Here is an 18,792-nt window from a genome sequence, read left to right on the forward strand (position 1 = left end):
GTCTAAATTTTAATCCTGAGGCTAATCGGAGATACCTTTACCGACTTCAATTCGTCAGAATCTACGTTGAAAGGATATCGCTAATTAGTCCGATAATTGAGCTACTCGATTTACAAGAGTACTCATAGAGTACAAACAAGGATGGGCTTTTTCTTTCAGTTACAGAAAGGGCACATACGCTCAGTTATCTGAGCCAGTTTTGAGGTTATTGAATAATGCAAGTTACTGTTGAAACGCTAGAGGGCCTAGAGCGCCGTCTAAACATTACTGTTCCTGCGGCAAACATCGAAGATGCTGTTACTGCGGAACTACGCAACATCGCAAAAAACCGTCGTTTCGATGGTTTCCGTAAAGGCAAAGTGCCTCTAAAAATGGTTGCGCAGATGTACGGCAAAGCAGTACGTCAAGACGTAATGGGTGAAGTTATGCAACGCCATTTCATCGAAGCGATCGTTAAAGAAAAAATCAACCCAGCAGGCGCACCAACTTTTGCTCCAGTTGAGACAAAAGAAGGCGCAGACCTAGTATTCAACGCAACTTTTGAAGTTTACCCTGAAGTTGAGCTAAAAGGCCTAGAGAACATCACTGTTGAAAAACCAACAACTGACGTTCAAGACGCTGACGTTGAAGAGATGATCGAAACTCTACGTAAGCAACAAGCTGGTTGGGTTGAAGTAGAAGAAGCGGCTGAAGAAGGCAAGCGTGCTACTATCGATTTCGTTGGTTCTATCGATGGTGAAGAGTTTGAAGGCGGTAAAGCTGAAAACTTCCCACTAGAAATGGGCGCAGGTCGTATGATCCCTGGTTTCGAAGATGGTATCGCAGGTAAGACTGCTGGTATGGAATTCGAAATCGACGTAACTTTCCCAGAAGATTACCACGCAGAAAACCTAAAAGGTAAAGCGGCTAAGTTCGCAATCAAAGTAAACAAAGTTGAAGCACGTGAGCTTCCTGAACTAAACGACGAGTTCGTTGCTAAGTTCGGTGTTGCTGAAGGTGGTGTTGACGCACTTAAAGCTGAAGTTCGTAAGAACATGGAGCGTGAGCTTAAGCAAGCTGTTAAGAACCGCATCAAAGAGCAAGCGATTGACGGTCTTGTGAAAGAAAACGAAATTGATGTACCTGCTGCACTGATTGATCAAGAGATCGGTACTCTACGTCAGCAAGCTGCACAACGTTTCGGCGGTAACCCAGAAGCGGCTGCACAACTTCCACGTGAACTATTTGAAGAGCAAGCGAAGCGTCGCGTAGTTGTTGGTCTTCTACTTGGTGAAGTGATCAAGTCTGAAGAGCTAAAAGCTGACGATGAGAAAGTGAAAACACTTATCGAAGAGATGGCGACAGCATACGAAGATCCAGCAGAAGTTGTTGCTTACTACGAGCAAAACGAGCAAATGATGAACAACATGCGTAACGTTGCTCTAGAAGAGCAAGCGATCGACGCAATCATCGCTAAAGCTCAGGTTTCTGAAAAAGAAGTTAGCTTCAATGAGCTAATGAACCAGCAGCCAGCAGCGTAACAAGCAATATAGTGTTGACAAGGTTGACTTAGCGTTAACTATTCTGCTAACAATGGTCCGTATGATATGTATCATCCGGGCCATTTATTTTAGGGACATAAGAATATGAGTTACCAAGAAAAAAATGCAATGTCACCAATCCTAAACGCGCTAGTACCTATGGTGGTTGAGCAAACTTCCCGTGGTGAGCGTTCTTACGATATTTATTCTCGTTTGCTAAAAGAACGTATCATCTTTCTGACTGGCCAGGTAGAAGACCAGATGGCTAACCTAGTCGTGGCTCAGCTGCTTTTCCTAGAATCAGAAAATCCAGATAAAGATATTTTCCTTTACATCAACTCACCAGGTGGTAGCGTAACGGCTGGTATGTCGATCTACGATACCATGCAATACATTAAGCCTAACGTGAGTACCGTGTGTATGGGGCAAGCTTGCTCTATGGGGGCCTTCCTTCTTGCTGGAGGCGCGCCAGGTAAGCGTCATGTATTGCCAAACTCACGTGTGATGATTCACCAACCATTAGGTGGTTTCCAAGGTCAAGCATCGGACATCCAAATCCACGCGCAAGAAATTCTAACGATTAAGCAGAAGCTAAACAAACTGCTTGCTGAGCACACAGGCCAGCCACTAGAAATCATTGAACGTGATACTGACCGCGATAACTTTATGTCTGCGGATCAAGCAGTAGAGTACGGTTTGGTTGACTCGGTTTTGACTCATCACAAAGAGTAATACCATATCGCCAAAAGATGCAGGCGAAATTTGGTCAAAATTGATATAAACTCAATGCAAGAGAGTAAAGCTAATAAGAGGTTAGCGAATGACAGATAAAAGCAAAGAGAGCGGTAGTAGTAAGCTTCTTTACTGCTCTTTCTGCGGCAAGAGCCAGCACGAAGTTCGCAAGCTAATCGCTGGTCCGTCAGTTTACATTTGTGATGAATGTGTCGACTTATGTAATGACATCATCCGCGAAGAAATTAAAGATGTTCTGCCGAAGAAACAATCGGAAGCACTGCCAGTGCCAAGAGAAATTCGTGAACACCTTGACGATTATGTGATTGGCCAAGATTACGCTAAGAAAGTGTTAGCCGTAGCCGTTTATAACCACTATAAGCGTTTACGTAACGGCGACACCACCAGTGAGGGTGTCGAGCTTGGTAAGAGTAACATTCTACTGATTGGTCCGACGGGTAGTGGCAAAACGCTGCTTGCTGAGACGCTAGCACGTTTCCTTGATGTACCGTTCACTATGGCAGATGCGACAACGCTAACCGAAGCGGGTTACGTTGGTGAAGATGTAGAAAACATCATCCAGAAGCTACTACAGAAATGTGATTATGACGTAGCGAAAGCCGAACGCGGCATTGTATACATCGACGAAATTGACAAGATTTCTCGTAAAGCTGAGAACCCTTCAATTACTCGTGACGTATCGGGTGAAGGCGTTCAACAAGCGCTACTAAAGCTGATCGAAGGTACGGTTGCCTCGGTTCCACCTCAAGGTGGTCGTAAGCATCCACAACAAGAGTTCCTCCAAGTAGATACATCTAAGATTCTATTTATTTGTGGTGGTGCTTTTGCTGGACTAGACAAAGTGATTGAGCAACGTGTCGCAACTGGTACTGGTATCGGTTTTGGTGCAGATATTCGTTCTAAAAACGAAACGCGCACTATCGGCGAGTTGTTCTCTCAGGTCGAGCCAGAAGATTTGGTCAAATACGGTTTAATCCCTGAGTTCATTGGTCGTCTTCCTGTGACAACGACACTAACTGAGCTGGATGAAGATGCGTTAATTCAAATCTTGTGTGAACCAAAAAATGCACTGACCAAGCAATATGCAGCACTGTTTGAGCTTGAAGATACAGAGCTAGAGTTCCGTGAAGATGCGCTACGTGCTATCGCGAAGAAAGCGATGGAGCGTAAGACGGGGGCTCGTGGTTTACGTTCAATTCTTGAAGGCGTGCTGCTTGAGACCATGTATGAATTGCCATCCATGGAAGATGTCAGCAAGGTTGTGATTGATGAGTCGGTCATTAAGGGTGAATCTGAGCCGCTGCTTATTTACAGCAACTCAGACAACCAAGCGGCTGGTGCAGAATCATAATCTGAATCACAGAAAATCATGTACGAAAAAAGGGGGTAATCAATTACCTCCTTTTTTTTATTCTTTCATTGAATCCAACCAATTAGCCCCCATATACTGCTCATAGGACAAAGCGGAAGAGAGAAGAATATGAACTTGGAACGTTCCGAACGTATCGAGATCCCCGTACTACCTCTACGAGATGTAGTCGTTTACCCGCATATGGTAATTCCATTGTTTGTTGGCCGTGAAAAATCGATTGCGTGCTTAGAAGCTGCAATGGATCACAACAAGCAAGTATTGTTGGTAGCGCAAAAAGAAGCGGATACTGACGAGCCAACGCAAACAGACTTGTTTGAAGTGGGTACCGTAGCGACCATCCTGCAATTGCTCAAACTACCAGACGGCACAGTAAAAGTGTTGGTAGAAGGTCAGCAGCGCGCGAAAATTAATCATTTTATTGAAAACGACTTTTTCTACGCAGACGCAGAGTATCTCACCACCGCAGAGTTGGATGAGCGTGAACAAGAAGTGGTCGTGCGCAGTGCGATTAACCAGTTTGAAGGCTTCATTAAACTGAACAAAAAAATTCCGCCTGAAGTGCTCACTTCACTGAATGGAATTGATGACGCGGCGCGTTTAGCGGATACCATTGCAGCACATATGCCGCTCAAACTGGCTGAAAAGCAAAACGTGTTAGAAATTTTGGACGTCACAGAACGTTTAGAGTTCCTTATGGGGCAGATGGAGTCCGAAATCGACTTGCTTCAAGTTGAAAAGCGAATTCGTACACGCGTTAAAAAGCAGATGGAAAAATCGCAACGCGAGTATTATCTGAATGAGCAAATGAAAGCGATTCAGAAAGAGCTAGGCGAAAGCGAAGATGGTGTTGACGAGTTTGAAACGTTAAAGCAGAAGATCGTTGATTCGAAAATGCCGCAGGAAGCTCGCGAGAAGACGGAGCAAGAGCTACAAAAGCTGAAAATGATGTCTCCTATGTCGGCAGAAGCGACGGTTGTTCGTGGCTACATCGACTGGATGCTTGGGGTCCCTTGGGCCAAGCGTACTAAGGTAAAGAAAAACTTAGCTAAAGCAGAAGAAATTCTTAACGAAGATCACTACGGTTTAGAACGAGTCAAAGAACGTATTCTTGAGTACTTAGCGGTGCAAAACCGGATTAACAAGCTTAAAGGTCCTATCTTGTGCCTTGTTGGTCCTCCAGGTGTGGGTAAAACGTCACTTGGTCGCTCTATTGCTGCAGCAACAGGGCGTCAGTACACGCGTATGGCACTCGGCGGCGTGCGTGACGAAGCGGAAATCCGCGGCCACCGTCGTACTTACATCGGTTCTATGCCAGGTAAGCTTATCCAGAAAATGTCAAAAGTGGGCGTGAAAAACCCGTTATTCCTTTTGGATGAAATCGACAAAATGTCTTCTGACATGCGTGGTGATCCGTCATCGGCTTTGTTAGAGGTGCTAGACCCAGAACAAAATAACGCCTTTAACGACCACTATTTGGAAGTTGATTACGATTTATCTGACGTCATGTTTGTCGCAACGTCGAACTCAATGAACATTCCTGGCCCATTGCTAGACCGTATGGAAGTAATTCGTTTATCTGGTTACACAGAAGACGAAAAGCTTAACATCGCTAAACGTCACCTAGTTGATAAGCAGATTAAGCGCAATGGCTTGAAAGTTGGCGAAATTGAAATCGAAGATTCTGCCATCATCGGTATTATCCGTTACTACACTCGTGAAGCGGGCGTTCGTAGCCTAGAGCGTGAAATTTCTAAGATCTGTCGTAAAGCGGTGAAGAACATCCTTCTCGATAACGACATCAAGAGTGTCACGGTCAGCATGGACAACCTTAAAGAGTATTTAGGTGTTCAACGATTTGATTACGGTAAAGCTGATGACAGCAATCGCATTGGTCAGGTTACAGGTTTAGCTTGGACTGAAGTGGGTGGTGACCTACTCACCATTGAAACCCAGTCAATGCCAGGCAAAGGTAAGCTGACTCAAACCGGTTCTCTGGGCGATGTGATGCAAGAATCGATTCAGGCGGCGATGACAGTGGTACGCTCACGTGCAGAAAAACTGGGCATAAACCCGGACTTTTACGAGAAGCGTGATATCCACGTCCATGTTCCTGAAGGCGCAACACCAAAAGATGGTCCTAGTGCGGGTATCGCGATGTGTACTGCGCTTGTCTCTAGCTTAACCGGTAATCCGGTCAAAGCTGAGGTCGCCATGACGGGTGAAATCACTTTGCGCGGCGAAGTGTTACCTATCGGTGGATTGAAAGAGAAGTTGCTTGCTGCACACCGTGGTGGCATCAAAACGGTGTTGATTCCGAAAGACAATGAACGTGATCTAGAAGAAATTCCAGATAATGTTATTGCAGATCTGAAGGTTATTCCGGTGCAATGGATCGATGAAGTATTGAAAGTCGCGCTAGAAAAAGAGCCGTCAGGTGTCGAGTTTGCAGCCGTAAAATAGTGATGTGCAGCAAAAATAAGTAAAAGATTACGCTGATAAGCACAAAAAGGCTTGTCAGCGTTTTTTTTGGGAGCTAACGTTAGCCACTGCAGCTTCAAGCCTTGTCATATAAGGGTTTGTAGCTAAATTGAAATGAAATGGAACGTAAAGCTACCGACAAAAATAAAATCAGGTGGCACAAAGGGGAATCACAGTGAATAAAACACAATTAGTAGAAAAAATTGCAGAAAATGCAGATCTATCAAAAGCGTCAGCTGGTCGTGCTCTTGACGCATTCATCGAAGCAGTAGGCGACACGCTACAGTCTGGTGACCAAGTCGCTCTAGTGGGCTTCGGTACATTCAGCGTACGTACTCGTGCAGCGCGCACAGGTCGTAACCCTAAGACTGGTGAAGAGATCCAAATCGCAGAAGCAAAAGTACCAGCATTCAAAGCGGGTAAAGCTCTGAAAGATTCTTGCAACTAATCAAAAATTCGCCAGTTAGGCGGTTTTTTTAGAACCTTTTTAAATTATGCGCATCATACTGATGCGCATTTCTTTTTCTGGTATTATCGCGCTATTCAATTTTTATTTTAATCACGTGTATTGTGTTGGTATGAACCCAGCATGGTGCATAAGCGGAGAGTAGTTTAAGTATGATGGACCGATTGCGCGAAGGCGTTAATAGCATCGCGGTTAAAATTATCCTAGGACTTATCATCCTATCTTTCGTATTCGCTGGTGTTGGTAGCTATATTGTTGGTGGCTCAAATAACTCAGCAGCGAAAGTAGGCAATGTTGAAATTGGTCGTGGTGAGTTTGAACAGGCTTACCAAAATGAGCGTAATCGTATGCAAGCGCAACTTGGCGATTATTTCTCTAATCTATTGGCTGACCCAAGCTATGTAGAGACTTTCCGTAAATCTGTATTAGATCGTATGGTCAACGATCTGCTTCTCGAGCAGCATGCAGAATCACTTGGTCTAAGAGTGAGTGATACGCAAGTACGTACCTTGATTTTGGAAATGCCTCAGTTTCAGGTAGACGGCAAGTTTGACCAAGAAATTTACCAAGTGGCACTTCGCCGTGCTGGATTTTCTGCGGAAAGTTTTGCTGAATACCTACGTCGCGATCTTGTACGTAACCAATTATTGAGCGCAATTCAAGGCAGCGACTTCTCCTTGCCTGGTGAAGTAGAAGCACAAAGCAAGCTGTTGACTCAGACTCGTGATATCAAAAAAGTGACATTGTCGTTGGCTGATTTCGCAGCGAAAGCCGAACTGTCTGAAGACGAAATTAACGATTACTATCAGCAAAACTCCGAGCGCTATACTCGCCCTGAACAGGTAAAAGTGGCATACATTGAGCTGTCGGCGCAACAGCTTAAACAAGGTATCGAAATTTCAGACGAGCAGGCTCAGCAGTACTATCAAGAGCATCTCGATAAGTATTCTTCTGAAGAGCAACGTCGAGTTAGCCATATTCTTGTCGAAGGTGACGATGAAGCTAAGGCTCAAGCGATTCTTGATGAACTCAATTCAGGCGCTGACTTTGCCTCACTAGCAGAAGAGAAGTCAGATGACTTTGGTAGCGCTTCTGAGGGTGGTTCCCTTGGCTGGATTGAACGCGATGTTATGGATCCAAGTTTTGAAGACGCGGCGTTCGCCTTAACGACGGTAGGTGAAATAACCGGTTTGGTAAAATCTGAATTTGGTTACCATATTATCAAGCTTGATGAGCTACAAAGCTCCGTTGCTAAACCATTCCAAGAGGTTGCAGCTGACATTAAACAAGAGTTGGCAGACCAGCAAGCTGTTGATCAATTCTACGAATTGCAAAGCGAACTAGAGAAGGTGGCATTTGAATACCCAGATTCTCTTGATGATGCTGCGAAGGTAATCGATGCTCAGATTCAGACTACCGATTTTATCTCTCAACAAAACGCGCCAGAGTTGCTTAAAACACCGGCGGTGCTGCAAGCGCTTACTAGCCCTGAAGTCAAAGAAGATGGTTTGAATTCAGAGGTGATTGAAGTCGCTCCAGAACATGTTGTTGTCGTTCGTGTTGAGGATAGCCGCAATGAAACCGTACTACCCCTTGAAGAAGTGCGCAGTCAAGTGACAAGTGCATTAGCAAACGTCAAAGGAGAGCAAAGCGCAATTGAGCTGGCTAATAACCTTGTCGATGAGCTTAAACAGGGTAAGCTGGATCTTCTTAACCAAAGTGGCCTAGCGTTTGGTGATATTGAAACACTGGATCGCAGTTCACCGCTTGCCGACGTTGTATTCTCAATGGTCAAACCAGCACAAGGTGAAGCGGCGTTCGCACAAGCGAAGGATCTAAATGGGGATGTGGTAGTGGTGGAGTTAACTAACGTTGCTTCTGAGTTTGACCCACAATACAACCAGCAAATTGGTTCGCAACTGTCGCAAGTGAACGCGCAACAAGATTTATCAGGTCTGGTCAGCATTCTACGCAAGACGATAGATATTGAATACTATGTGACGCAATAACAGTTAATTATGTAACTGACACATAACTTAAAACGGACTGCTTCTGCAGTCCGTTTTGTTTTGTTATTGTTAGAGATGGGATGAGTAACGAAAATTAGTATGCTGACTATGCCATTGAACAACAAGGAAGCCAGTATGCTAAAACAACTGTTACTTATTATGGTGCTGATATGTATCGCGCCAGTCTCTTATGCCGAAGATTCGACCGCAGATCCTAAATATGCAGGGATCGAAATTACCGTCAATATCAATACTGCTAGTGCGCAAGAACTTGCTGATTTGTTGACTGGTATTGGTATTAAAAAGGCTGAGGCGATTGTGGAGTATCGGCAAGAACACGGTAAGTTTGACAGCGCCGAGTCACTCACTAAAGTCAAAGGGATTGGACCATCATTGGTAAGCAAAAATCAATCTCGAATCCAGCTGTAACAGAGCGCGTTTAGCGCTCTTTTTTTGATTTTCTCTTAATCCCGCCTAGAACCTATAGCTGTTTCCCCCTATAATTTCTCGCCGAATTAAGGTCAAGGCACTTAGCGTTGATCTACAACCAATACGGAGTAAAACATGTCGTCTCATACACCGGTTGTGACCGTTGATGGACCGAGTGGTGCGGGTAAGGGCACTCTATGTATGCTGTTAGCAAACAAGCTAGGTTTCAATCTACTAGACTCTGGAGCGATTTATCGTGTGCTGGCACTCGCCGCAATTCACCATGGTGTGGATTTAGAATCAGAAGATGCGCTGGTTCCTCTGGCGACTCACCTTGATGTCCAGTTTGTTGCCGAGGGTGACTTAGTGAAAGTGATTCTTGAAGGTGAAGATGTCTCTCGTGAACTTCGTAAAGAAGAAACCGGTATGGCCGCTTCAAAAGTTGCAGCCTTACCTAGAGTTCGCGAAGCTCTGTTACGTCGTCAGCGTGCTTTCTCGGAAGGTAAAGGCTTGATTGCCGATGGCCGTGATATGGGTACGGTTGTTTTTCCGCAAGCAGAAGTGAAAATTTTCTTAGATGCGAGTGCGGAGGAACGCGCGCACCGACGCCTGAAACAGTTGCAAGGCAAAGGGTTAGATGTTAAATTTGACGACCTTTTGAGCGAGATCCAAGAGCGAGACGATCGAGATCGTAATCGCCCTGTGGCGCCGTTGCGTCCAGCGGAAGACGCGCTTTTGCTAGATTCTACCACCATGAGTATCGACGAAGTGGTAGAAAAAGCACTACAATATATCGAATCGAAGCTAGTCGCTTAGGCGGCTAGGTAAGAGCGTTGGTCGCAAGGATGATGACCGGCGAAGCTAATAACCCCATGCGGTAGGATACCCGTGGACGTTTAATTTATTGAAGATTAAATAATGACTGAATCTTTTGCTCAACTCTTTGAAGAGTTTCTAAACGAAACTGAATTCCAACAAGGCAGTATCGTTAAAGGTACTGTAGTAGCTATCGAGAACGGTTTCGTTCTTGTTGATGCTGGTCTTAAGTCTGAATCTGCTATCCCTGCTGAACAGTTCAAGAACGCTGCTGGCGAACTTGAAGTTGAAGTTGGCGCTGAAGTAGACGTAGCTCTAGACGCTGTTGAAGATGGTTTCGGTGAAACTCAACTTTCTCGTGAGAAAGCGAAGCGTCACGAAGCTTGGATCGTACTTGAGAAAGCTTGTGAAGAAGCTGAAACTGTTGTTGGTATCATCAACGGTAAAGTTAAAGGTGGTTTCACTGTTGAACTAAACGGTATCCGTGCCTTCCTTCCTGGGTCACTAGTAGACGTACGTCCTATCCGTGACACTGCTCACCTAGAAAACAAAGAGCTAGAGTTCAAAGTTATCAAACTTGACCAGAAGCGTAACAACGTAGTTGTATCTCGTCGTGCAGTAATCGAGTCTGAGAACAGCGTTGAGCGTGATGAGCTTCTAGAAACTCTACAAGAAGGCGCAGAAGTTAAAGGTATCGTTAAGAACCTTACTGACTACGGTGCGTTCGTAGACCTAGGCGGCGTTGACGGCCTACTACACATCACTGACATGGCTTGGAAGCGCGTTAAGCACCCTTCTGAGATCGTTAACGTTGGTGACGAGATCCAAGTTAAAGTTCTTAAGTTTGACCGTGACCGTACTCGCGTATCACTAGGTCTTAAGCAACTAGGCGAAGATCCATGGGTAGCTATCGCTAAGCGTTACCCAGAAGGTCACAAACTATCTGGTCGCGTTACTAACCTAACTGACTACGGCTGTTTCGTTGAAATCGAAGAAGGCGTTGAAGGTCTAGTACACGTTTCTGAAATGGATTGGACTAACAAGAACATCCACCCATCTAAAGTTGTTAATGTTGGCGACGAAGTTGAGGTTATGGTTCTTGAAATCGACGAAGAGCGTCGTCGTATCTCTCTAGGCCTAAAACAGTGTAAAGCTAACCCATGGCAATCTTTCGCTGAAGCGCAAGCTAAAGGCGACAAAGTTACTGGTAAGATCAAGTCTATCACTGACTTCGGTATCTTCATCGGTCTAGAAGGCGGTATCGATGGTCTTGTTCACCTATCTGACATTTCTTGGAATGTTGCAGGCGAAGAAGCGGTACGTGAGTACAAGAAAGGCGACGAAATCTCTGCAGTTGTTCTAGCAGTAGATGCAGAGCGTGAGCGTATTTCTCTAGGCGTTAAGCAAATGGAAAACGACCCATTCAATGCTTACGTAGCTGAGAAGAAGAAAGGTGTACTTGTTAACGGTACTGTAACTGCAGTAGACGCTAAAGGTGCAACTATCGAGCTTGAAGAAGGCGTAGAAGGTTACATCCGCGCATCTGAAGTTTCTCGTGACCGCGTAGAAGACGCTACTCTAATCCTAAGCGCTGGTGACAGTGTTGAAGCTAAGTTCACAGGTGTAGACCGTAAGAACCGCGTAATCAACCTATCTATCAAAGCTAAAGACGAAGCTGAAGAGCAAGAAGCAATGGCTACACTGAACAAAGCAGACGATGCTTCATTCGGTAACGCTATGGCTGACGCATTCAAAGCAGCTAAAGGCGAATAATTAAATCGCTTTTAAGAAAAAGGGGCCGAAAGGCTCCTTTTTTATGTTCAAATGTTAGTTAGTGGTAATACCAATCTCTTCAAAGTGTTCTAAAAAAGCAATTTTTCATTACACATATTGCTCATTTATTGTCTAAAATTGAAAGCAAGTGTTTGTTGGAACTGGTATTACTTACTATAATAAGTGATAAATTACTCTACGAGGGCAACTATGACTAAGTCTGAATTGATTGAAAGACTGTGCGCCGAGCAAACGCACCTTTCAGCGAAAGAGATAGAAGATGCTGTAAAAGATATTTTAGAGCATATGGCGTCAACACTTGAAAGTGGCGACAGGATCGAGATTCGTGGCTTTGGTAGCTTCTCTCTTCATTTCCGTGAGCCTCGTATTGGTCGTAACCCTAAAACGGGTGATAAAGTGGAATTGGAAGGCAAATATGTTCCACACTTCAAACCGGGCAAAGAGTTGCGTGAGCGCGTGAATATCGGCTAGATATTTACAACAGACTGATAAAAAAGCGGCATACAAAGCGTATGCCGCTTTTTTATCAATGGAATTACAGAGATAACCATGGTTTGTTGGTAGCTTTTACTGCATAATCGTAACGGCGGAACTTCTCTTAGGTGATGGACTATGAAAATTATAAAAATCGTTCTTGTACTGGCCCTATTTTTAATTGCATTGGCATTAGGCTCTCAGAATCAAGCTGTCGTTAATTTTAATTACCTTATCGCACAAGGTGACTTCCACCTTTCTACATTACTTGGCGGTGTATTTATCTGTGGTTTTGCAATTGCATGGCTCATCTTTGGTAGCCTACACCTAAAATCTAAGCTTCAAGTTCGCAAATTAAAAAAGAAACTCAACAAGCTTTCTCCTGCCGTCACTGAAGCCAATCAAGGTAAAGCTTAAAGCTGTAGATAGGTAGGCTGTTACTCGATGTTAGAAATTCTCTTCTTGTTATTGCCGATAGCCGCAGCATACGGCTGGTATATGGGTAATCGAAGTGCCCAGCAAGACAAGCAGAAACAATCCAACCAAATATCACGTCAGTATGTGACGGGTTTGAACCTTCTATTATCAGACCAGTCTGATAAGGCGGTCGATCACTTTATCGAACTGCTTCAAGTTGACAACGAAACGATCGATACTCACCTCGCACTTGGTAATCTGTTCCGTTCACGTGGCGAGGTTGATCGCGCTATTCGTATTCACCAAAATCTTATATCTCGTTCTGGGCTCACCATCGAGCAAAAAAACATCGCGTTGCAGCAGTTAGCTAAAGACTACATGGCGTCTGGTTTTCTTGACCGTGCTGAGAAAATTTTTGAGCAGTTGGTTGATGAGCCTGAACACCGCGAAGCCGCTTTGCAGCAACTGGTTGCGATTTACCAACAGACTCGAGAGTGGAACAAAGCCATTCACTATGCGACCTTGCTGGTCAAGATGGGACGCAAGCGCATGAGTGGCAGCATTGCTCATTTTTGGTGTGAATTGGCGATGCAAGAAAAGGCAGATGGTCATCATGCTCAGGCAATCCAGAATTTTAAGCGTGCCTTATCTGAAGACCCAAAATGTGTCCGCGCCAGTATCGCTTTAGGTAAGCTTTATCTTGATGATGAAGATTACAAAAATACTATCAAGTATATGGAGATGGTATTAGACCAAGATAGTGACTTCATCAGCGAAGTTTTGCCCACCTTAGCAGAGTGCTATCACCACCTTGATCAAGAAGATGAATTACTCAATTTTTTACGCCAGTGTATCGTCAATAAAGCTGGTGTTTCAGCAGAGCTTATGTTGGCTCAGTTGGTGGCTCAGCATGATGGTGCTGGTGCAGCGCAAGAGCTTTTAACCAGACAGCTGGTTAAAAACCCGACCATGAAAGGCTTTTACCGTTTGATGGACTATCATTTAGCAGAAGCGGAAGAAGGGCGTGCCAAAGCGAGCCTTGGCACACTGCAGAAGTTGGTGGGGGAGCAGTTAAAAGTCAAACCTCATTACCGATGTCGTAAATGTGGTTTTTCAACCCATTCAATGTATTGGCATTGTCCTTCCTGCAAAGGGTGGGGAACCATTAAGCCAATTCGAGGCTTGGATGGTGAATGATTTCCATATGGGGTAATCCCATAACAAAATGGCAGCGGCTATCCCGCTGCTTTTTTTCGATTTTATAAGTAAGTTAGGAGATGAAATGATCGACCAAAAAGTAATCGTGGCACTTGATTATGATAACCAAGCTGATGCACTCGCTTTTGTTGATAGAATCGACCCAAGTTCATGCCGATTAAAAGTTGGCAAAGAGATGTTTACCCTATTTGGTCCTGATTTCGTTAAACAACTTCACCAACGCGGTTTTTCAGTCTTCCTTGACCTTAAGTTCCATGATATCCCTAACACCTGTTCTAAAGCCGTTCGTGCAGCTGCTGAACTTGGCGTGTGGATGGTTAATGTCCATGCGAGTGGTGGCGAACGTATGATGGTTGCTTCACGTGAGATTCTTGAGCCTTACGGTAAAGACCGACCATTATTGATTGGTGTTACCGTATTGACCAGTATGGAGCAGAGTGATTTAGCAGGCATTGGTTTAAATATTCAGCCGCAAGAACAAGTGATTCGTCTTGCTAATCTAACTAAAAACTCGGGTCTAGACGGTGTGGTATGTTCCGCTCAAGAGGCTTCTCTGCTTAAGAATGAGCTAGGTCGAGAATTCAAGTTAGTGACGCCGGGTATTCGTCCGGTAGGTGCTGCGGTTGGCGATCAGAAACGTATTATGATGCCAGTTGAAGCGATTCAGGCGGGTTCAGATTATTTGGTCATTGGCCGCCCGATCACCCAAGCTGCAGATCCTGCATCAGTATTGGCAGAAATCAACGCAACGTTGGCGTAATCATCGATTCAAATAACAAGGCCAGCCATATCATGGCTGGTCTTTTTTATTTGTACTAGCTTAAGCGACAAGTTCGGGAATACCGCTGTGGAATTTGAAGTCATCGTCTGGTGTAGAAATAAGTTCAGCTTCGATTTTGCCGAAATACTCGATACGTTCAGTGATATCTTTACCGGCTATATCTTCAGCCAGCGTTAAGTAGTCTTGATAATGGCGAGCTTCTGAACGCAAAAGAGAGACGTAGAACTTAGCAATGTCGTCTTCCATATGAGGAGCAAGCATAGCAAAGCGCTCACAAGAACGAGCTTCGATGTAAGCGCCAATGATTAACTTGTCGATCAGAGTCTGCGGCTCATGAGTGGCCATGTGAGAGATCAAGCCTTTGGCATAACGACTTGCGGGCACTGGCTCGTAGTTAATTCCTCGGTTATCCATGATCTCCAATACTTGATAAAAGTGATGGAGCTCCTCTTTAATCAACAGCACCATTTTATCAATCAGGTCTTGGCTATATGGCGAGTTAGATTTAGCCATGATCGCTTTGGAGATACTACTCTTACCCTTTAGTGTTGCTAAATTACCTTCCTTTCTATACGCAAAGTCTTCGTAAGGTTTAAACCAATCCAGCAAGCTATGCGCGCTTTCTTTGTCGACTGCGTATTTGCGAATCAGGTACATCGCCGATTGGCCAGCTTTCAGCTCACATAACAAGTGGTCAATCAGGACTACCTTTAAGTTCTCGGGATTGCTTGCTTCTTCAACCCATTGTTCTGGTGTTGGACATTGCAAAAAGGCATTGATGGGCGCGAGTAAGCTCTGGTATTGGTCAAGTTCTTTCATCTTCATTTATAAAGCTAGATTAAAAAGAAAAGGCCGCAATCGCGACCTTTGAATACGTTTGGTGGCAGTATATTACCACTTTTTCTTTTCGCCAAAGAGTGCTTCCATGTCATCTTTACGCTGATTCTCTTCGAATTGATGAAGTTCTTCGGCATTGCGATTTTGCCTTTTCAACTCGAGCTCATCGTACATGGTCTGTAACTTCTCTCTAGCTTGCGCTGAATAGTTATCGCTTCTTGTACTCAATGCATCCAAACCTTTCTTAAGCAACTGAATAGCAGTACCTGGTTGGCCGCGAATGATAGCGTCGTTAGAACGCTTAATAACGTTTTCGATGTTGATGCGAATCTGGATTGTCTCTAAACGCGCATTCTCTGCCACATAAGCTTGAGTCTCAAAACGCCCCTTGTTGTGTTCGCTACGAATCGTATCGCGCAGGCGTTTTACGAGTTTAAGCATTACAATCGCTTGCTTATCACTGGTTGGGACTTTAAAACTCGCGCTTTCGCCTTCGTTAAAGTTGTCTTGAGTTTGTTTGATTTGTTGCTTTACGTGCGCGACTCTTTGCTCTAATTGCTTATTTTTAGGATCGAGTTCATGCATGCTCTGCAGTGCATCTAAAATACGGGTATTAAGACACATCAAGAGATCTTTGCTGTAAGGCATATGGTGGGCATGTCCTATCAGATCTTCTGTTGCGTCGATGATCTGCAGGTAGCGTGTACTTTCCTGTTTTCGTGCCGTTTCAGCTTTCACTTTATACTGCAGCATAATGTTATAGCCAAGGATCAAGACGAGTAAGATGGCAACTAACGCTATGATTAAACCAATATTCATAAATTCCGTATCTTAATATTTTTTGGTGGCTAGCAGATAAGCATACACGATTCCGCTAAGCTACTGCATCTCTTTTGTATTATCGCCTAATTGATAAATTTTATTAATCAAAACCCTGATTGCAAACCTTATTCTGAGTAATTGATTGCAAAACGGACAATCAAGTGTGCGGCATTGGTCTTTTCCCGACCTTAATAACGATTGGACTATCAATTTAAATCTATTGGCGTTATAACTAAATATTATAAACTATATTTGCTCACTATGGGGCGTTGATAAGGGATTGCGAGGTCGAGAATGAAATTACAACAATTGAAGTATATTGTTGAGGTCGTTAACCATAATCTAAATGTATCAGCAACCGCAGAGAGCTTATACACTTCGCAGCCAGGTATCAGTAAACAGGTTCGCCTGTTGGAAGATGAGCTGGGTATTCAAATCTTCGAGCGTAGTGGTAAACACTTAACCCAAGTCACGGGTGCGGGCGAAGATATTATCCGCATATCACAGGAAATCTTAGCTCGAGTAGAAAGCATCAAAGCGGTGGCAGGTGAGCATACTCATCCTGAAATGGGCACCTTAAATATCTCGACCACTCATACCCAAGCCCGTTACGCACTACCTGATGTGATTAAGGGATTCACTACCCGTTATCCAAAAGTCTCTTTGCACATGCACCAGGGTACGCCGTCACAAATGTCGGAAGCGATTGCTAAAGGAACGGCAAACTTCGCTATCGCCACCGAGGCCCTACACCTTTATCAAGATGCGATTATGCTACCGTGTTACCACTGGAACCGCTCTATTGTGGTGCCTAAATCGCATCCATTGGCACAAAAAGAGAAGGTGACGATTCAAGATCTGGCTAGCTATCCTTTGGTGACTTATGTGTTCGGATTTACAGGTCGTTCAGAGCTTGATACTGCGTTTAATAAATACGGCCTGACGCCAAGAGTTGTGTTTACTGCAACCGATGCTGATGTGATTAAAACGTACGTGCGGATGGGAATTGGCGTGGGCGTGATTGCAAGTATGGCTATCGACCAAGAGCAAGATACCGATCTGGTCGCGATTGATGCGAGTCATATTTTCGGTGCAAGTACCACAAGCATTGGCTTTAGACGAGGCACATTCCTACGCTCCTACATGTTTGATTTTATGGAGCGATTTGCCCCGCACCTAACACGCCCGGTTGTGGAACAAGCGTTGTCGCTTAAATCCAATGCTGAAATCGAAGAGATGTTTAAAGATATCGACCTTCCAGTTCGCTAGCATCGCAGATGACTTCCTTCTAAAATGCACGCTTAGGGGGAAGTCATGTTAAACCAATTCCAATCTCTCGATCGATTCCTGATCGAACATCAAGCCTATTGGCGCTTTGAGCCTTTCTTTGATTCTGTTCAGCCAGACTTGCTTTGGCATGAAGTGAATCCAGATCTTTGCCAGTGGTTAGAGTCTCTTTCCCCACAGCAAATCAGCGCATATAAACAAAATAACAAGGCGTTAGTCGACGATATGGCCGACCATCTCTCTTGCATTCGCGCTATTGAAACGTGGACAACGATTGCGCAAAGCCAAAGAGTCGGCTTGACTCTCCCTCGTGGTGTCGACAATGGTGTGCCGGGCCGTAAACTTGAGCAGATTCTTGCTATGGGTGAAACGGTTATTGGTGATCATCATGGCAGGGAATGGCTTGAGTGGTGTTCAGGGAAAGGCTTTCTCGGCAGAATTCTTGCCAGTCATACTCAGCAAAAAGTGACAAGCTTTGAATATCAGCAAACGCTCTGTGAGTCAGGACAGAAAGAAGCCGATAGACAAGGTCTCGCTATGCATTTCGTCCAAGGCGATGCGCTGAGCGAGCAAGCCAGTCAAGCTTTCCATAGTGAGCAACACGCTGTAGCGCTCCATGCTTGTGGAGATCTGCATGTGTCTCTGATTCAGCATGCGACAAAGAAAAAGCTTCCCGCGATTACCTTGTCCCCGTGTTGTTATCACTTAGTGAGTAGCGAACATTATCAGGCTTTATCGAAGCTTGGTCAGGCGTCAGATTTGGCTTTGACCCGACAAGAATTAAGAATTCCGCTTCAAGAAACCGTGACTGGGGGAGAAAGGGTTAAACGCCATCGCATTGAAGAGATGACTTTCCGCTTGGGATTTGATCTATTACTCAGAGATGTGACGGGCAACCAAGTTTACCAACCTGTGCCTAGCATCAAAAAATCGGCTCTAGCACTAGGTTTTGAAGCGTTCTGCCGTTGGGCGAGTGAGCAAAAGGGGGTAGGGCTACCTCGTTTAGATTATGCTCATTATGAGCAATTAGGCTCAACGAGATATTGGCAGATGGAACGGATGAGCTTAGTACAGCAACCATTTCGTCGAGCTTTAGAAATTTGGTTGGTTATTGATAAAGCGCTTTACCTGCAAGAGCGAGGTTATCAAGTCACGCTATCTGAGTTTTGTTGCCGTGATACAACACCTCGCAACCTGCTGATTCATGCTGTGAAACGTTAAACAGCAACCAGTCTCTCCTTTTGTTGCTCCAATGTTAAAAGTTGCTTTTCTTTTGAACAGCATGTTGGTAATAATATTGATGTGCGCATGAAATGTGC

The 18,792-nt window shown here is 44.6% G+C and carries 17 protein-coding genes; 15 read left to right on the forward strand and 2 right to left on the reverse strand.

Going from position 1 to position 18,792, the window contains the following annotated elements; genetic code table 11:
* Positions 1-215 precede the first annotated feature (215 nt).
* The 13 genes from tig to pyrF all read left to right on the forward strand — a co-directional run bounded on the left by tig (position 216) and on the right by pyrF (position 14,506).
* Positions 216-1,520 (forward strand): trigger factor, encoded by a 1,305-nt coding sequence (gene tig, locus TW81_RS01080; protein WP_045953878.1) that lies wholly within the window; start codon positions 216-218, stop codon positions 1,518-1,520.
* A gap of 105 nt (positions 1,521-1,625) precedes the next feature.
* On the forward strand, positions 1,626-2,252 hold the full coding sequence (clpP, locus tag TW81_RS01085) for an ATP-dependent Clp endopeptidase proteolytic subunit ClpP (protein ID WP_045953879.1): 627 nt from the start codon (positions 1,626-1,628) through the stop codon (positions 2,250-2,252).
* A gap of 88 nt (positions 2,253-2,340) precedes the next feature.
* Positions 2,341-3,624: an ATP-dependent protease ATP-binding subunit ClpX gene (gene clpX, locus TW81_RS01090; protein ID WP_045953880.1), complete on the forward strand. Its 1,284-nt coding sequence runs from the start codon at positions 2,341-2,343 to the stop codon at positions 3,622-3,624.
* Positions 3,625-3,753: 129 nt separating this feature from the next.
* Positions 3,754-6,105 carry an endopeptidase La gene (lon, locus tag TW81_RS01095; protein ID WP_045953881.1) on the forward strand — a complete coding sequence of 784 codons (2,352 nt, stop codon included), beginning with the start codon at positions 3,754-3,756 and terminating at the stop codon, positions 6,103-6,105.
* Between the two features lie 193 nt (positions 6,106-6,298).
* Complete coding sequence (locus tag TW81_RS01100; protein WP_004414742.1) at positions 6,299-6,571, forward strand: HU family DNA-binding protein; 273 nt, start codon at positions 6,299-6,301, stop codon at positions 6,569-6,571.
* 170 nt (positions 6,572-6,741) lie between these two features.
* Positions 6,742-8,598 carry a peptidylprolyl isomerase gene (gene ppiD, locus TW81_RS01105; RefSeq protein ID WP_045953882.1) on the forward strand — a complete coding sequence of 619 codons (1,857 nt, stop codon included), beginning with the start codon at positions 6,742-6,744 and terminating at the stop codon, positions 8,596-8,598.
* 135 nt (positions 8,599-8,733) lie between these two features.
* Positions 8,734-9,027 carry a ComEA family DNA-binding protein gene (locus TW81_RS01110; RefSeq protein WP_045953883.1) on the forward strand — a complete coding sequence of 98 codons (294 nt, stop codon included), beginning with the start codon at positions 8,734-8,736 and terminating at the stop codon, positions 9,025-9,027.
* A 135-nt stretch (positions 9,028-9,162) separates the two neighbouring features.
* Entirely contained in the window at positions 9,163-9,843 is a 681-nt protein-coding gene (gene cmk, locus TW81_RS01115; protein WP_045953884.1) for a (d)CMP kinase, read from the forward strand.
* 102 nt (positions 9,844-9,945) lie between these two features.
* Positions 9,946-11,616, forward strand: coding sequence for a 30S ribosomal protein S1 (gene rpsA, locus TW81_RS01120; protein WP_045953885.1), 1,671 nt, complete (start codon positions 9,946-9,948; stop codon positions 11,614-11,616).
* Positions 11,617-11,826: 210 nt separating this feature from the next.
* A complete protein-coding gene (gene ihfB / locus TW81_RS01125; RefSeq protein ID WP_045953886.1) occupies positions 11,827-12,108 on the forward strand; it encodes an integration host factor subunit beta in 282 nt (93 codons plus the stop codon).
* Between the two features lie 141 nt (positions 12,109-12,249).
* Entirely contained in the window at positions 12,250-12,528 is a 279-nt protein-coding gene (locus tag TW81_RS01130) for a LapA family protein (RefSeq protein ID WP_045953887.1), read from the forward strand.
* 27 nt (positions 12,529-12,555) lie between these two features.
* Positions 12,556-13,725 carry a lipopolysaccharide assembly protein LapB gene (lapB, locus tag TW81_RS01135; RefSeq protein ID WP_045953888.1) on the forward strand — a complete coding sequence of 390 codons (1,170 nt, stop codon included), beginning with the start codon at positions 12,556-12,558 and terminating at the stop codon, positions 13,723-13,725.
* Between the two features lie 85 nt (positions 13,726-13,810).
* The gene (gene pyrF / locus TW81_RS01140) at positions 13,811-14,506 is read left to right on the forward strand and encodes an orotidine-5'-phosphate decarboxylase (RefSeq protein WP_045953917.1); all 696 of its coding nucleotides are present in this window, start codon (positions 13,811-13,813) and stop codon (positions 14,504-14,506) included.
* A gap of 60 nt (positions 14,507-14,566) precedes the next feature.
* Here pyrF and miaE read toward each other — a convergent pair whose 3' ends face one another.
* Together miaE and TW81_RS01150 are read right to left on the reverse strand one after the other, a co-directional pair.
* Entirely contained in the window at positions 14,567-15,346 is a 780-nt protein-coding gene (gene miaE / locus TW81_RS01145) for a tRNA isopentenyl-2-thiomethyl-A-37 hydroxylase MiaE (RefSeq protein ID WP_045953889.1), read from the reverse strand.
* A 72-nt stretch (positions 15,347-15,418) separates the two neighbouring features.
* Complete coding sequence (locus TW81_RS01150) at positions 15,419-16,183, reverse strand: hypothetical protein (protein WP_045953890.1); 765 nt, start codon at positions 16,181-16,183, stop codon at positions 15,419-15,421.
* Positions 16,184-16,480: 297 nt separating this feature from the next.
* On the opposite strand from TW81_RS01150, the gene cysB reads away from it, so the two are divergent.
* Together cysB and TW81_RS01160 are read left to right on the forward strand one after the other, a co-directional pair.
* On the forward strand, positions 16,481-17,455 hold the full coding sequence (gene cysB, locus TW81_RS01155; protein ID WP_045953891.1) for an HTH-type transcriptional regulator CysB: 975 nt from the start codon (positions 16,481-16,483) through the stop codon (positions 17,453-17,455).
* Positions 17,456-17,500: 45 nt separating this feature from the next.
* Positions 17,501-18,694 carry a methyltransferase gene (locus TW81_RS01160; protein ID WP_045953892.1) on the forward strand — a complete coding sequence of 398 codons (1,194 nt, stop codon included), beginning with the start codon at positions 17,501-17,503 and terminating at the stop codon, positions 18,692-18,694.
* The last annotated feature ends 98 nt before the right edge of the window (positions 18,695-18,792 follow it).

The sequence above is a fragment of the Vibrio galatheae genome (assembly GCF_000967545.1).
In the GTDB taxonomy this organism is placed as follows: Bacteria; Pseudomonadota; Gammaproteobacteria; order Enterobacterales; family Vibrionaceae; genus Vibrio; species Vibrio galatheae.